This is a genomic window from Acidovorax sp. SUPP3334, assembly GCF_030159055.1.
Classification (GTDB): Bacteria; Pseudomonadota; Gammaproteobacteria; order Burkholderiales; family Burkholderiaceae_C; genus Paracidovorax.
In genome coordinates this window covers 46,072-60,980 of sequence record NZ_BQXQ01000011.1, presented here as the reverse complement: position 1 = coordinate 60,980, position 14,909 = coordinate 46,072, and the positions used below count along the sequence as shown (strand labels likewise).

General features: G+C 62.4%; 18 protein-coding genes. 16 read left to right on the top strand and 2 right to left on the bottom strand.

Annotation, left to right across the window (positions count from 1 at the left end):
• Window positions 1-42 precede the first annotated feature (42 nt).
• Together AVHM3334_RS08270 and hemB are read right to left on the bottom strand one after the other, a co-directional pair.
• Window positions 43-1,218: a magnesium transporter CorA family protein gene (locus AVHM3334_RS08270; protein WP_284411267.1), complete on the bottom strand. Its 1,176-nt coding sequence runs from the start codon at window positions 1,216-1,218 to the stop codon at window positions 43-45.
• Between the two features lie 71 nt (window positions 1,219-1,289).
• Complete coding sequence (hemB, locus tag AVHM3334_RS08265) at window positions 1,290-2,297, bottom strand: porphobilinogen synthase (protein WP_284411265.1); 1,008 nt, start codon at window positions 2,295-2,297, stop codon at window positions 1,290-1,292.
• 159 nt (window positions 2,298-2,456) lie between these two features.
• Between hemB and AVHM3334_RS08260 the strand changes: the two genes are divergently transcribed.
• The 16 genes from AVHM3334_RS08260 (at window position 2,457) to rplV (ending at window position 14,895) form a co-directional block, all read left to right on the top strand.
• The gene (locus AVHM3334_RS08260) at window positions 2,457-2,885 is read left to right on the top strand and encodes a CopD family protein (protein ID WP_284411263.1); all 429 of its coding nucleotides are present in this window, start codon (window positions 2,457-2,459) and stop codon (window positions 2,883-2,885) included.
• Window positions 2,886-2,920: 35 nt separating this feature from the next.
• A complete protein-coding gene (locus AVHM3334_RS08255; RefSeq protein WP_284411261.1) occupies window positions 2,921-4,051 on the top strand; it encodes a VanZ family protein in 1,131 nt (376 codons plus the stop codon).
• A 9-nt stretch (window positions 4,052-4,060) separates the two neighbouring features.
• Entirely contained in the window at window positions 4,061-4,420 is a 360-nt protein-coding gene (locus AVHM3334_RS08250; protein WP_284406699.1) for a (2Fe-2S) ferredoxin domain-containing protein, read from the top strand.
• Window positions 4,421-4,506: 86 nt separating this feature from the next.
• A complete protein-coding gene (locus AVHM3334_RS08245; RefSeq protein WP_284411259.1) occupies window positions 4,507-5,148 on the top strand; it encodes an alpha/beta hydrolase in 642 nt (213 codons plus the stop codon).
• Window positions 5,149-5,291: 143 nt separating this feature from the next.
• The gene (locus AVHM3334_RS08240; RefSeq protein WP_502869880.1) at window positions 5,292-6,461 is read left to right on the top strand and encodes a D-alanyl-D-alanine carboxypeptidase family protein; all 1,170 of its coding nucleotides are present in this window, start codon (window positions 5,292-5,294) and stop codon (window positions 6,459-6,461) included.
• A gap of 135 nt (window positions 6,462-6,596) precedes the next feature.
• Entirely contained in the window at window positions 6,597-6,974 is a 378-nt protein-coding gene (gene rpsL, locus AVHM3334_RS08235) for a 30S ribosomal protein S12 (protein ID WP_284411255.1), read from the top strand.
• A gap of 169 nt (window positions 6,975-7,143) precedes the next feature.
• Window positions 7,144-7,617 carry a 30S ribosomal protein S7 gene (gene rpsG / locus AVHM3334_RS08230; protein ID WP_056668881.1) on the top strand — a complete coding sequence of 158 codons (474 nt, stop codon included), beginning with the start codon at window positions 7,144-7,146 and terminating at the stop codon, window positions 7,615-7,617.
• A 150-nt stretch (window positions 7,618-7,767) separates the two neighbouring features.
• On the top strand, window positions 7,768-9,870 hold the full coding sequence (fusA, locus tag AVHM3334_RS08225) for an elongation factor G (protein WP_284411253.1): 2,103 nt from the start codon (window positions 7,768-7,770) through the stop codon (window positions 9,868-9,870).
• Between the two features lie 215 nt (window positions 9,871-10,085).
• Entirely contained in the window at window positions 10,086-11,276 is a 1,191-nt protein-coding gene (gene tuf, locus AVHM3334_RS08220; protein WP_092745834.1) for an elongation factor Tu, read from the top strand.
• 27 nt (window positions 11,277-11,303) lie between these two features.
• Window positions 11,304-11,615 (top strand): 30S ribosomal protein S10, encoded by a 312-nt coding sequence (rpsJ, locus tag AVHM3334_RS08215; RefSeq protein ID WP_005796953.1) that lies wholly within the window; start codon window positions 11,304-11,306, stop codon window positions 11,613-11,615.
• Between the two features lie 219 nt (window positions 11,616-11,834).
• The gene (rplC, locus tag AVHM3334_RS08210; RefSeq protein WP_092745106.1) at window positions 11,835-12,506 is read left to right on the top strand and encodes a 50S ribosomal protein L3; all 672 of its coding nucleotides are present in this window, start codon (window positions 11,835-11,837) and stop codon (window positions 12,504-12,506) included.
• Window positions 12,506-13,126: a 50S ribosomal protein L4 gene (gene rplD / locus AVHM3334_RS08205; RefSeq protein WP_092745107.1), complete on the top strand. Its 621-nt coding sequence runs from the start codon at window positions 12,506-12,508 to the stop codon at window positions 13,124-13,126. Before rplC ends, rplD begins: the two co-directional genes overlap by 1 nt.
• Complete coding sequence (rplW, locus tag AVHM3334_RS08200) at window positions 13,123-13,437, top strand: 50S ribosomal protein L23 (protein WP_092745108.1); 315 nt, start codon at window positions 13,123-13,125, stop codon at window positions 13,435-13,437. The genes rplD and rplW overlap by 4 nt, the downstream gene beginning before the upstream one ends.
• A gap of 2 nt (window positions 13,438-13,439) precedes the next feature.
• Window positions 13,440-14,264, top strand: a complete 825-nt coding sequence (gene rplB, locus AVHM3334_RS08195; RefSeq protein WP_092745109.1) for a 50S ribosomal protein L2 — start codon at window positions 13,440-13,442, stop codon at window positions 14,262-14,264.
• Window positions 14,265-14,274: 10 nt separating this feature from the next.
• A complete protein-coding gene (gene rpsS, locus AVHM3334_RS08190) occupies window positions 14,275-14,553 on the top strand; it encodes a 30S ribosomal protein S19 (RefSeq protein ID WP_092745110.1) in 279 nt (92 codons plus the stop codon).
• Between the two features lie 9 nt (window positions 14,554-14,562).
• The gene (gene rplV / locus AVHM3334_RS08185) at window positions 14,563-14,895 is read left to right on the top strand and encodes a 50S ribosomal protein L22 (protein ID WP_005796970.1); all 333 of its coding nucleotides are present in this window, start codon (window positions 14,563-14,565) and stop codon (window positions 14,893-14,895) included.
• Window positions 14,896-14,909: the final 14 nt, after the last annotated feature.

Below are 14,909 nucleotides of genomic sequence, written 5' to 3'. Positions count from 1 at the left end.
GTTGGAGCGGGGGGCGCGATTCTATCGGCGCCCCGCAGGGCGTCAATGCTGGCCGGTGCGGGCCAGGTAGCGCTTGCGCCAAAAGAGTGCGATCAGCCCGACGGCGATGACGGTCATCGATCCCATCGCCCACCAAAAGCCGTCCTGCTTGTGCACCAGGGGAATGAATTCGAAGTTCATGCCGAAGATGCCCGCGATGAGGTTCAGCGGCAAAAAGACGGCGGTCAGCGCCGTCAGCGTGCGCATGATGTCGTTGGTGCGATTGCTCTGCACGCTGAAATGCATCTGCACTGCGGTTTCGGTGCTCTGCTCCAATCGGCGCACGTGGTGCACCACGCGCTCGATGTGCTCCAGCACGTCGCGGCTGCGGACCTTGAGCAGGTCCAGTTCCCGCTGCAGCACCGGGGTTTCCGGCTCGGGCCAGGTTTCCACCGCGTCGATCCAGTCCTGCACGGCGGTGTTCTGGTCCTCGCAGATCTCGTCGAGCTGGTGCAGTGCAAGCCGCGCCTCCAGCAGCGCGCTCCAGTTGGCGAAGCGCGCCCGGGGCTTGAGCAACTCGGCCTGCCAGTGGTCGAGCTGGCGGCTCAGCTCACGGCGCAGGTCCAGGTAGCCGTCCACGATGAGGTTGACCACGCGCATCATCAGATCGGCGGGCGAGGTGGGCAGGCGCCCCAAGGACGAGGAGCCCGGTCGCGGGTCCCGTTGGGCATCGCCCCGCGCATCGCCCCGCGCTGCAGCCAGCAGCCGCGACGCATAGGCATCGCGCACCGCGCAATCGGACGGGTGCACCGACAGCAGCACCTGATCGAACACGGCGAACCCCACGGGGCTGGTGTCGATGCGGCGCAGGACGGGTGGGCCGCTCATGCGCTCCGGCGGCGCTGCGGGAGCGGAGGGAGCGGCGGTGTGTGTGGGCGCTGGCGGCGAACTGGATGGTGCCGCCCCGTGGCCGGTGGCCGCGAGCCGGCGAAACACCAGCAGGTCGTACTGCGAGGTGTAGTCGTAGTGCGATGGCAACTGCGCGTTCAGAAGGTCGGACACATGCAGGTCCACCAGTTGCAATCCGGTGGTCGCCTGCAGCGCGGCCTGCACCAGGCCCAACTGCTCGCCAAAGGCCGCCCGCGTGCACGAAATCCAGTAAAAGCCCGCGGCCGGGGGCTGGGAGGGCAGGGCGGCCAGCTCGGTGGCGTTGCCCTGGTGGATGTGAAAGATGCGCATGGAGGCTGGGGCAGGGCGGAGAAGGTCGGCGCCCGCACCGCAGGGCAGGCGGGCGCCAAGGGCGGCACGGGTTACTTTCGCAGCAGCCGGGCTGCCTCGCGGGCGAAATACGTCAGCACGCCATCGGCCCCGGCGCGCTTGAAGGCCAGCAGGCTTTCCATCATCACCGCGTCGTGGTCCAGCCAGCCGTTGGCGGCCGCCGCCTTGAGCATCGCGTATTCACCGCTCACCTGGTAGGCGAACGTGGGCACGCGGAACTGGTCCTTCACGCGGCGCACCACGTCCAGGTACGGCATGCCGGGCTTGACCATCACCATGTCGGCGCCCTCGGCGATGTCCATCGCCACCTCGCGCAGCGCCTCGTCGGTGTTGCCCGGGTCCATCTGGTAGGCGTTCTTGTCGGCCTTGCCCAGGGCACCGCGCGTGCCCACCGCATCGCGGAACGGGCCGTAGAAGGCGCTGGCGTACTTGGCGCTGTAGGCCATGATGCGGGTGTGGATGTGGCCTTGCACCTCCAGCGCCTCGCGGATCGCGCCGATGCGCCCGTCCATCATGTCGCTGGGTGCCACGATGTCCACGCCCGCCTCGGCATGCGTGAGCGCCTGGCCGGTGAGGATCTCCACCGTTTCGTCGTTGATGATGTAGCCGGTGGCATCGAGCACGCCGTCCTGGCCGTGGCTCGTGTAGGGGTCCAGCGCCACGTCGGTCATCACGCCCAGCGCAGGGAATTCCTTCTTCAGTGCGCGCACCACGCGGGGGATCAAACCTTCGGGGTTCAGCGCTTCCTTGCCGTCGGGTGCCTTGAGGGCCGGGTCGATCGCCGGGAACAGCGCCAGCACCGGGATGCCCAGTTTCACGCAGTCTTCGGCCACGGGCAGCAGCAGATCGAGGCTCAGGCGCTCGACGCCCGGCATGGAGGCGATCGCCTCGCTGCGGCCCTGGCCTTCGTGCACGAACACGGGATAGATAAAGTCGTGCGGCGTGACGGCATGCTCGCGCACGAGGTTGCGGGTGAAGGCATCGCGGCGCAGGCGGCGCGGCCGGTTCTGGGGGAAAGGGGTGGGGCTGGGCAGATGCATCGCGAAATTGTGCGCCACATTGCCGCGCGGCCTGTCCCGGGAAATGCGCGCGCCATGCCCTGGGACAAAAAGTCATGCCGCCGCGCGGGCCCTGGCGGGTGTGTGTTCTTTCCGCACCAGGTGCCTTTTCGAGGGCCGCCCGGCACGTACACTGCGGCCATGCTCTGGGTCAAAGCCTTTCACATCGTCTTCGTGGCCAGCTGGTTCGCCGGACTGTTCTACCTGCCTCGGATCTTCGTCAATCTGGCCATGGTGGCTCCGGGCTCGGCCGCCGAGCGAGACCGGCTGCTGACCATGGCAAGGAAGCTGCTGCGCTTCACCACCGTCCTTGCCGTGCCGGCCATCGCGCTCGGGCTCTGGCTCTATCTGGGCTATGGCATCGGCCGCGGGCCGGGCAACGGCTGGATGCATGCCAAGCTCATGGTGGTGGTGCTCGCGGTGGGCTATCACCACGCCTGCGGCATATTGCTGCGCAAGCTCGCCAACGGGCAAAGCCGGCGCAGCCACCGGTGGTTCCGCTGGTTCAACGAAGTGCCGGTACTGTTGCTCGTGGCAGCGGTGGTGCTGGTCGTCGTCAAACCCTTTTAATCATTCATCGAGCGCTGGCCGCGCGCCCCATCGACGTGCACAAGACATCCGCCTGGCCCCTGGCGCTGATCTACGCGGCCCTGGTGGTCTTTGCCAGCCTGTTTCCTTTCGACGGCTGGCGCGAGCAGGGCATCTCGCCCTGGGTGTTCCTGACGGCGCGCATTCCGCCGCCGTACTGGACCTGGTTCGACGTCAACATCAACATCGTGGGCTACGCGCCGTTCGGCTTCCTGCTGGCGCTGGCCATGCTGCGCACAGGCTGGCCACGGGGCGCGGTGCCGCTCGCGGCGCTGGCCGGCGGGCTGCTGTCGATGCTGATGGAGTTCCTGCAGATCTACCTGCCCCGGCGCGTGCCCTCCAACATGGATCTGGTGCTCAATGCGCTGGGCACGTTGACCGGAGCGCTGCTGGCCACGCTGCTCGAACGCCTGGGCGCGCTGGCCCGATGGAGCCGGCTGCGGGCGCGCTGGTTCGTGCCCGACGCCAGCGGAGCGCTGGCGCTGCTGGCGCTCTGGCCGGTGGCGCTGCTGTTCCCGGCGGCAGTGCCCTTCGGGCTGGGCCAGATGTGGGAGCGGCTCGAAATCGCCCTGGAAGACTTGCTGGCCGACACGCCTTTCCTCGATTGGTTGCCAATGCGCGAAACGCCCTTGGAGGCCCTATCGCCCAGCGCCGAACTGCTCGCCGTGATGCTGGGCCTGCTGGTGCCCTGCCTGCTGGGCTACTGCGTGATCCGCCACATCGGCCGCCGCGTGGCGTTCTCGCTCGCCACCGTCGTGGCGGGCGTCTCGGTGACCGCGCTGTCCTCCGCGCTCAGCTACGGCCCCGCCCATGCGTGGGAGTGGCTCGGCACCCCGGCCCGCGTGGGCGTGTGGGCCGGCATGGCCGTTGCGCTGATGCTGGTGGGCTTGCCGCGCCGTGCCAGCGCGGCGGTGTTGCTGCTGTTGCTGATGCTGCAGCTCAATATCCTCAACCAGGCGCCCACGAGCGCCTATTTCGCCGACACCCTGCAGGCCTGGGAGCAGGGCCGCTTCATCCGCTTTTATGGATTGGGCCAGTGGCTGGGCTGGCTCTGGCCCTATGTGACGCTGGTTTACGTCGTACAGCGCGTGGCCCGGCGCGACCGCGAGGCGGCGTACAGCGACACGCCGCCGCGCAACGGCTCCTAAAATGCCCGCATGACCGACACCCCCACGCCGCCAGCCGCGCAGCCTGGCTACTACGCCCGACACATCTTCTTTTGCCTGAACGACCGTACCAACGGGGAAGACAGCTGCGCCCACCATGGTGCGCAGGCTGCGTTCGACCGGTGCAAGTCCCAGGTCAAGGCCGCGGGCCTTTCCGGCCCCGGCAAGGTCCGGGTGAACAAGGCCGGTTGCCTGGACCGCTGCGCGGGCGGCCCCGTCGCCGTGGTCTATCCCGAGGGCACCTGGTACACCTTCGTGGACGGCAGCGACATCGACGAAATCGTGGAGTCGCACCTCAAGAACGGCCAGGTCGTCGAGCGGCTGCTGACTCCGCCGGAACTCGGCCGCTGATCGCTCCAGGTTCTTTTTTTAAGCCTTTTTGGCTGTCTGCCCTAGTGTTATATGCGCTGACAGCTATCAATTGAATAGCAATCCACGTGAATGCCCAGACTGAACGCCTGACCCTTGCCGGTGCAGCCGGCGCCATCGAAGCGGCGCGCGATGCGGCCCAGGTGCCCGACGGCGCCTCGTCGCGCGGCATGGCCGTGATCGCCCATCCGCATCCCCTTTTCGGCGGCACCATGGACAACAAGGTGGTGCAGACCCTCGCGCGCGCCTTCGTGCAAAGCGGATGGACCGCGGTGCGCTTCAATTTTCGCGGCGTCGGCGCCAGCGCCGGCACCCACGACGCGGGGCAGGGCGAGCTGGAGGACTTTCTGGAGGTGGTGCGCCAGACGGCACCCGACGGACCGCTGGCCCTGGCCGGATTCTCGTTCGGTGCCTTCGTCACCAGCCATGCCCTCGCGCGGCTCTGGGGTGAGCGCGACATCGAGCGCGTCGTGCTCGTCGGCACCGCGGCCAGCCGTTTCACGGTAGCGCCCGTGCCGGAGCCCGCCCATGACCGCACGCTCATCGTGCATGGCGAACAGGACGACACGGTGCCGCTTGCGGCCGTCATGGACTGGGCGCGCCCGCAGATACTCCCCGTCACAGTCGTACCGGGTGGCGGGCATTTCTTTCACGGACAATTGCCGCTCCTGAAAAACTTGGTGTCCCGCCATCTGCTGGCGGGGAACTGACCGCCGCCCAATCGCTCCCTCTACCGCACCGCACCGCACCGCACCGCACCGCACCGCACCGCACCGCACCGCACCGCGCGCGATCGGCCGCAGTCGCAAACGCCGTCCCGTTCCACCGTTTCCTTGTCCGAATGCCTGTTTCCATGAAGATCTTCCTGCCCACGCTGCGTTCTTTCGTTCTTGCCGCCGTGCTGGCTCCTGCCGTCCTGTGGGCGCAAGGGCAGGCCCCCCAGCCGCCGGAAATCGCCGCACGCAATTACCTGCTCCTCGACGTGACGGCCGGTCAGGTGCTGGCCTCCAAGGACATCGACGCACCGGTGGAGCAGGCCTCCCTCACCAAGCTCATGACCGGCTACCTGGTCTTCGACGCACTGCGCGCCAAGAAGATCACCCTGGAGCAGAAGCTGCCCGTGAGCGTGCTGGCCTGGAAGATGCCCGGCTCCCGCATGTTCATCGATCCCAAGATGCAGGTGCCGGTGGAAGACCTCATCAAAGGGATGATCGTGCAGTCCGGCAACGACGCCACCATGGCGCTCGCCGAAGGCGTGGGCGGCACCGCCGAGAACTTCGTCAAGCTCATGAACGACCAGGCCAAGGCCCTGGGCATGAAGAACACCGCGTACAAGAACCCCGAAGGATTGACCGAGCCGGGGCACACCACCACCGCGCGCGACCTGGGCGTGCTGGCCACCCGGCTGATGCAGGACTTCCCGGAGTACATGCATTACTACGCGACCAAGCACTACGCCTACCCGGGCACGCCACCGTCCAACGGCACGAACCGCAATTCGCTGCTGTTTCGCGATCCCACGGTGGACGGTCTCAAGACCGGCCACACGTCTGCTGCTGGCTACTGCCTGGTGGCCACGTCCAAACGCGATTTCCCGAATGTCGGCCAGCGCCGCTTGCTGTCCATCGTCTTGGGTGCGTCCAGCGAGAACGCCCGCGCGAACGAAAGCCAGAAGCTCCTGAACTGGGGCTACACCGCTTTCGACGCCGTCAAGCTGTTCGATGCCGGCCAGCCCGCCGCTACGCCGGCGGTCTGGAAAGGCAAGCAGAACACCATCAAGATCGGCCGTCCGGACGCCATCGTGGTCACCGTGCCAGCCGGCAGCGCCGGCAAGGTCACGACCCAGATCGTTCGCACCGATCCGCTCGTCGCCCCCTTCACCAAGGGCCAGTCGATCGGCACGCTGAAGGTGTCGCTGGGCGACCAGCCGATCGCCGAAGTGCCGCTGGTAGCGCTGGAAGCGGTAGAGCAGGCGGGCATTTTTGGTCGCGCGTGGGACGCCATGCGCCTTTGGATCAAGTGACGCGAGGCAGGCCGGTGAACGGCCCGGCGATTGCCCCGTTCATGCCAACCTGCTACATTAGAAGGCTTTTCGGAATTTCCGAAGGGATTCACGTTTTCGTTTTTCACGAAGCATTTCACGTTTAGGGACGTATTCATGCCAACCATCAATCAACTGGTCCGTCAGGGGCGCGAGGTCGAAAAGATCAAGTCCAATAGCCCCGCGATGGAAAACTCTCCCCAGCGCCGCGGCGTGTGCACCCGTGTGTACACCACGACGCCAAAGAAGCCTAACTCCGCTCTGCGGAAGGTCGCCAAGGTTCGCCTGACCAACGGTTTCGAAGTCATTTCCTACATCGGCGGCGAAGGCCACAACCTGCAAGAACACAGCGTCGTGCTGGTTCGCGGTGGTCGTGTTAAGGACTTGCCCGGTGTGCGTTACCACATCGTGCGCGGTTCGCTCGACTTGCAAGGCGTTAAAGACCGCAAGCAAGCGCGCTCCAAGTACGGTGCCAAGAAGCCTAAGGCCAAGTAAGTCCTGCGCTGTTGCACAAGAATTTTCGGTGCTGTTCCCGCGTGGCGCGGTGATGCAGCGTAGTGGCCCCAAACGCAGGTTGTCTGCGCGGGTCGAGTAAGTGGGAGTCCTTCATTGGCTCTCGCGGTGTCTGAAAAGATGCCAACTGAAGCAAAGATAGAGGTGAAAAATGCCACGTCGTCGCGAAGTCCCCAAACGTGAAATCCTGCCGGATCCAAAGTTCGGCAATGTAGAGCTGTCCAAATTCATGAACGTGATCATGGAAGGCGGCAAAAAGGCAGTGGCAGAGCGCATCATTTACGGCGCTCTGGAACTGATCGAAAAGAAGCATCCTGACAAGGACCCTCTGGAAGCCTTCACCGTTGCCATCAACAACGTGAAGCCCATGGTCGAAGTGAAGTCCCGCCGCGTGGGTGGTGCGAACTACCAGGTTCCTGTGGAAGTGCGCCCTGTGCGCCGTCTGGCGCTGTCGATGCGCTGGATCAAGGAAGCCGCTCGCAAGCGTGGCGAAAAGTCGATGGCGCAACGCTTGGCCAACGAACTTCTGGAAGCCACCGAAGGCCGTGGCGGCGCGATGAAGCGCCGTGACGAAGTGCACCGCATGGCCGAAGCCAACAAGGCATTCAGCCACTTCCGCTTCTAAGCCTTCAGGCTTTTTCCGGTGTGAACGTAAGGCCGCTGGCATTTTCTGCCTGCGGCCTTATCTTGATTCAGGTCGCCGGCAAATTGTGGTGCTGCGTCGCAACAGCGGGTGGCCCATCAAACGAACACAACGTTCAACCAAGGATTTACCATGGCTCGCAAGACCCCCATCGAGCGCTACCGCAATATCGGTATCTCGGCCCACATCGACGCTGGCAAGACCACGACGACCGAGCGGATTCTTTTCTACACCGGTGTGAATCACAAGATCGGTGAAGTGCATGACGGCGCAGCCACCATGGACTGGATGGAGCAAGAGCAAGAGCGTGGCATCACGATCACGTCGGCTGCCACCACCTGCTTTTGGAGCGGCATGGACCGTTCGTTCGCAGAGCACCGCATCAACATCATCGACACCCCCGGCCACGTGGACTTCACCATTGAGGTGGAGCGTTCCATGCGCGTGCTGGACGGTGCCTGCATGGTGTACTGCGCTGTGGGCGGCGTGCAGCCCCAGTCGGAAACCGTGTGGCGCCAGGCGAACAAGTACAAGGTGCCCCGTCTCGCGTTCGTGAACAAGATGGACCGTACCGGCGCCAACTTCTTCAAGGTCGTCGAGCAGATGAAGTTGCGCCTGAAGGCCAACCCTGTGCCGATCGTGATCCCGATCGGTGCCGAAGAAAACTTCACGGGCGTGGTCGATCTGCGCAAGATGAAGGCCATCATCTGGGACGAAGCCTCGCAAGGCATGAAGTTCACCTTCGAGGAAATCCCCGCCGACCTGCTGGAAACAGCCAAGGAATGGCGCGAGAAGATGGTCGAGGCAGCTGCCGAGGCTTCCGAAGAGCTGATGAACAAGTACCTGGAAGAAGGTGATCTGTCCGAAGAGGAAATCACCCACGGCCTGCGTACGCGCGCCATCGCCTGCGAAATCCAGCCCATGTTGTGCGGCACGGCCTTCAAGAACAAGGGTGTTCAGCGCATGCTGGATGCCGTGATCGAACTCATGCCTTCGCCAGTGGATATTCCCCCTGTCGGCGGCACTGACGATGACGAGCAGCCAACGAGCCGCAAGGCGGACGACTCCGAAAAGTTCTCTGCCCTGGCCTTCAAGCTGATGACCGACCCGTTCGTGGGCCAGTTGACGTTCGTGCGTGTGTACTCCGGCGTTCTCTCCAAGGGCGACACGGTGTACAACCCCGTGCGCGGCAAGAAAGAGCGCATCGGCCGTATCGTGCAGATGCACGCCAACAACCGCGAAGAAGTCGATGAAATCCGTGCCGGCGACATCGCCGCTTGCGTGGGCCTGAAGGACGTGACGACCGGCGAAACGCTGTGCGACCCCTCCGCCATCGTGACGCTGGAGCGCATGGTGTTCCCTGAGCCCGTGATTCGCCAGGCTGTGGAGCCAAAGTCGAAGGCTGACCAGGAAAAGATGGGTATCGCACTGGGCCGTCTGGCTGCAGAAGATCCTTCCTTCCGCGTGAGCACCGACGAAGAATCCGGCCAGACCATCATTGGCGGCATGGGCGAACTCCACCTCGAAATCATCGTGGACCGCATGAAGCGCGAATTCGGTGTGGAAGCCAACGTGGGCAAGCCGCAAGTGGCTTACCGCGAAACCATCCGCAAGACGGTGGAAGAGGCCGAAGGCAAATTCGTTCGCCAGTCCGGTGGCAAGGGCCAGTACGGCCACGTCGTCCTCAAGATCGAACCGAACGAAGCCGGCAAGGGCATCGAATTCGTGGATGCGATCAAGGGCGGCGTGGTGCCTCGCGAGTACATCCCAGCGGTGGAAAAGGGCATCAACGAAGCCGTGACGCAAGGTGTGCTGGCGGGATACCCGGTGGTGGACGTCAAGGTCACGCTGCACTTCGGTTCGTACCACGATGTGGACTCTAACGAACTGGCGTTCAAGATGGCCGCCATCTTCGGTTTCAAGGAAGGTTGCCGCAAGGCCAACCCCGTGATCCTCGAACCCATGATGGCCGTGGAAGTGGAAACCCCGGAAGACTACGCCGGTACGGTGATGGGCGACTTGTCGTCACGCCGCGGCATGGTGCAGGGCATGGACGACATGGTGGGTGGCGGCAAGGCCATCAAGGCAGAAGTGCCACTGTCCGAAATGTTCGGCTACTCGACCTCGCTGCGCTCTGCAACGCAAGGCCGTGCAACCTACACGATGGAATTCAAGCACTACAGCGAAGCCCCTCGCAACGTGTCGGAAGCCATCATGGCTGCGCGCACCAAGTAATTGAACAAAGAGTGACTCGTTCGCGAGTCCTTCTGGTTGATTTGAGTGAAATAAGCTGTTGGTGCTTATGTGATAAGCGTCAATAGCTATAAAAATAGTAGCAAGTTTCTTGCAATCTGCGATCCGGTGCCGTCCTGTTGTCCTGTGCGGGATGAATCAGCAACCGAATGCAGACGTTAAACCCTGACACAGGCATTGCTCTTTGGAGATTCAAAATGGCAAAAGGTAAGTTCGAACGTACCAAGCCCCACGTAAACGTGGGCACGATCGGTCACGTGGACCATGGCAAGACGACGCTGACGGCAGCCATCGCCACGGTGCTGTCCGCCAAGTTCGGCGGCGAAGCCAAGAAGTACGACGAAATCGACGCGGCTCCTGAAGAAAAGGCCCGCGGCATCACCATCAACACCGCTCACGTGGAATACGAAACGGCTGCCCGCCATTACGCCCACGTGGACTGCCCCGGCCACGCTGACTATGTGAAGAACATGATCACCGGTGCCGCCCAGATGGACGGTGCCATCCTGGTGTGCTCGGCCGCTGACGGCCCGATGCCCCAGACGCGCGAGCACATCCTGCTGGCCCGCCAGGTGGGCGTGCCTTACATCATCGTGTTCCTGAACAAGTGCGACATGGTGGACGACGAAGAGCTGCTGGAACTCGTCGAAATGGAAGTGCGCGAACTCCTGGACAAGTACGACTTCCCAGGCGACGACACCCCCATCGTGCGCGGCTCCGCGAAACTCGCCCTGGAAGGCGACAAGGGCAAGCTGGGCGAAGAAGCCATCATGAAGCTGGCTGATGCCCTGGACACCTACATCCCAACGCCAGAGCGCGCTGTGGACGGCGCATTCCTGATGCCTGTGGAAGACGTGTTCTCCATCTCCGGCCGCGGTACCGTGGTGACCGGTCGTATCGAGCGCGGCATCATCAAGGTCGGCGAAGAAATCGAAATCGTCGGTATCCGCGACACGCAAAAGACCACCTGCACCGGCGTGGAAATGTTCCGCAAGCTGCTGGACCAAGGCCAAGCTGGCGACAACGTCGGCCTGCTGCTGCGCGGCACCAAGCGTGAAGACGTCGAGCGCGGCCAAGTGCTGTGCAAGCCCGGCTCCATCAAGCCGCACACGCACTTCACCGCCGAGGTGTATGTGCTGTCCAAGGACGAAGGTGGCCGCCACACGCCTTTCTTCAACAACTACCGTCCTCAGTTCTACTTCCGCACGACCGACGTGACCGGTGCCATCGAGCTGCCGGCCGACAAGGAAATGGTCATGCCAGGCGACAACGTGTCGATCACCGTCAAGCTGATCAACCCCATCGCCATGGAAGAAGGCCTGCGCTTCGCCATCCGTGAAGGCGGTCGTACCGTCGGCGCCGGCGTCGTGGCAAAGATCATCGCTTAAGCCTCAGGCATAAAGGAAGAACTTGCCATGTCCAAGCAAAAAATCCGTATCCGCCTGAAGGCGTTCGATTACAAGCTGATCGACCAGTCCGCTGCCGAGATCGTTGACACCGCCAAGCGCACGGGCGCCATCGTCAAGGGCCCCGTGCCACTGCCGACGCGCATGAAGCGTTTTGACATCCTGCGTTCGCCGCACGTTAACAAGACCAGCCGCGACCAGCTTGAAATCCGCACGCACCAACGCCTGATGGATATCGTGGACCCCACGGACAAGACGGTGGATGCTCTGATGAAGCTCGATCTCCCCGCTGGCGTGGACGTCGAAATCAAGCTGCAATAAATTCTGTGGCTGAAGGCCCGCAGTGATTGCTGCGGGCCAAGACATAACGCGGACTTGCTTGAAAAAGCAGTCCGCGTTATACTTTGCGGCTTCGCCTTTTTTGCGCTTGCGTAAGAGCGGCGAAGTTTTATCAACCTTCTTTCGCGCACGGCGGTGCAAACGTTGTGCAAACGCTTTGGCCAATTGAAGTCGAGGCGGTGAAAGTTTTGGAGAAAATCAATGAGTCAAAGCAACTCCCAAGGGTTGCTGGGCCGCAAGGTGGGCATGATGCGTCTGTTCACCGATGACGGGGACGCAGTGCCCGTTACGGTGGTGGATGTGTCCAACAACCGTGTGACCCAGGTTAAAACCCAAGAGAACGATGGCTACGTGGCCCTGCAAGTCACGTTCGGTTCGCGCAAGGCGTCGCGTGTGACCAAGCCCGAAGCGGGCCATCTGGCAAAGGCTGGCGTAGAAGCCGGCGAAGTGATCTGCGAGTTCCGCGTGACCGCTGAAGTTGCCGCTCAATATGCCGCCGGTTCCACTGTTCCAGTGACGCTGTTCACCGTGGGCCAGAAGGTGGACGTGCAAGGCACGTCGATCGGCAAGGGCTACGCTGGCACGATCAAGCGCCACAACATGGCTTCGCAGCGCGCATCGCACGGTAACAGCCGTTCGCACAATGTGCCTGGCTCCATCGGTATGGCACAAGACCCCGGTCGCGTGTTTCCCGGTAAGCGCATGACCGGCCATCTGGGCGACGTCACCAAGACCACGCAAAACCTCGATGTCATCCGCATCGACGAAGCGCGTCAACTGCTCTTGATCAAGGGCGCCATTCCGGGCTCCAAGGGTGGGTTCGTGACGGTGCGTCCTGCAGTCAAGGCCAAAGCTTCCAAGGGAGCGAACTAATGCAGCTCGAACTCCTGAATGACCAAGGCCAGGCTGCATCGAAGTTCGATGCGCCCGAAACCGTGTTCGGTCGCGAATACAACGAAGATCTGGTTCATCAGATCGTGGTGGCTTACCAAGCCAATGCTCGTCAGGGCACCCGTGCTCAAAAAGACCGCGAGCAGGTCAAGCACTCCACCAAGAAGCCATTCAAGCAAAAAGGCACCGGCCGCGCTCGCGCTGGTATGACCTCCTCGCCGCTGTGGCGTGGTGGTGGCCGCATCTTCCCGAATCTGCCTGAGGAAAACTTCACGCAGAAGATCAACAAGAAGATGTACCGCGCCGGCATGGCTGCTATCTTTTCGCAGCTGGCCCGCGAAGGTCGTCTGGCTGTGGTGGATTCGCTGACGCTGGAAAGCCCCAAGACCAAGGTGCTCGCCGACAAGTTCAAGGCGATGAACCTGCAATCGGTGATGGTGATTGCCGATGAAGTCGACGAAAACCTGTACCTTGCCTCGCGCAATCTGAAGAACGTGTTCATCGTTGAACCCCGTTATGCAGACCCCGTGTCGCTGGTGCACTACAAGAAAGTGCTCGTCACCAAGGGCGCGATCGACAAACTCAAGGAGATGTTCGCATGAGCACGCTCAAGTTTGACGAAGGTCGTCTGATGCAAGTGCTGGTCGCTCCCATCGTGTCCGAAAAGGCCACCATGGTTGCCGAGAAGTCCAATGCAGTGACGTTCAAGGTGCTGCAGAACGCAACCAAGCCAGAAATCAAAGCCGCTGTGGAATTGATGTTCAAGGTCGAGGTCAAGGGCGTTTCTGTGGTGAACACCAAAGGCAAGGCCAAGCGTTTTGGCAAGACTATGGGCCGCCGCGACAACGTTCGCAAGGCTTATGTCACGCTGCAACCAGGTCAAGAGCTGAACCTGTCCGGGGAGGCCGCGTAATCATGGCCGTCATCAAAATGAAACCTACTTCGCCCGGCCAACGTGCCGTGGTGAAGGTTACCCGTGACCACCTGTACAAGGGTGAAGCTTACGCACCGCTGCTGGAGCCTCAGTTCCAGAAGGCCGGTCGTAACAACAACGGTCACATCACCACCCGCCATAAAGGCGGGGGTCACAAGCACCACTACCGCGTGGTGGATTTCGTCCGCAACAAGGACGGTATCCCTGCGAAGGTCGAGCGCATTGAATACGATCCGAACCGTACGGCCCACATCGCTTTGGTGTGCTATGCCGACGGCGAGCGTCGTTACATCATCGCTCCCCGTGGCCTGGAAGTCGGCAGCACGCTCTTGAGCGGTTCCGAGGCGCCTATCCGTGCAGGCAATACGCTGCCGATTCGCAACATTCCCGTGGGTTCGACCATTCACTGCATCGAGCTCAAGCCCGGTGCTGGTGCGCAGATCGCTCGTTCGGCTGGTGCTTCCGCAACGCTGCTGGCTCGCGAAGGCACGTACGCTCAAGTGCGTATGCGCTCTGGCGAAGTCCGCAAGATCCACATCGAATGCCGCGCAACCATTGGTGAAGTCGCCAATGAAGAGCACAGCCTGCGTCAACTCGGCAAGGCCGGTGTGAAGCGCTGGATGGGTATTCGCCCAACGGTTCGTGGCGTTGCCATGAACCCGGTGGATCACCCGCACGGTGGTGGCGAAGGCCGTACCGGCGAAGGCCGCCATGCCGTCGATCCTTGGGGCAACCTGACCAAGGGTTATCGCACCCGCAACAACAAGCGCACACAAGTGATGATTGTGTCGCGTCGCAAGAAGTAAGGGATAACAAATGACTCGCTCTCTCAAAAAGGGTCCGTTTGTTGACCACCACTTGATGGCAAAGGTCGAAAAGGCCGTTGCTACCAAGGACAAGAAACCAGTCAAGACCTGGTCGCGTCGCTCCATGGTTCTGCCCGATTTCATCGGTCTGACCATCGCCGTACACAACGGCAAGCAACACGTACCGGTGTATGTCACCGACCAGATGGTGGGCCACAAGCTGGGCGAATTCGCCCTGACGCGCACCTTCAAGGGTCACCCCGCGGACAAGAAAGTCCAGAAGAAGTAAGGAACGACCATGTCTGAAACACGTGCAGTCCTCCGGGGCGTCCGTCTGTCGGTCGACAAGGGCCGTCTGGTCGCTGATCTGATCCGCGGCAAGAAGGTCGACCAGGCTCTGAACATCCTGACGTTCACGCAGAAAAAAGCTGCTGGCATCGTCAAGAAGGTTCTGGAGTCCGCCATCGCCAACGCTGAGCACAACGACGGCGCCGATATCGACGAACTGAAGGTCAAGACCATCTACGTCGAGCAAGGCACCACGCTCAAGCGTTTCACCGCGCGCGCCAAAGGCCGCGGCAATCGCATCAGCAAGCCCACGTGCCATGTGTACGTGACGGTTGGCAACTGAAGGCCCGAGGAAGA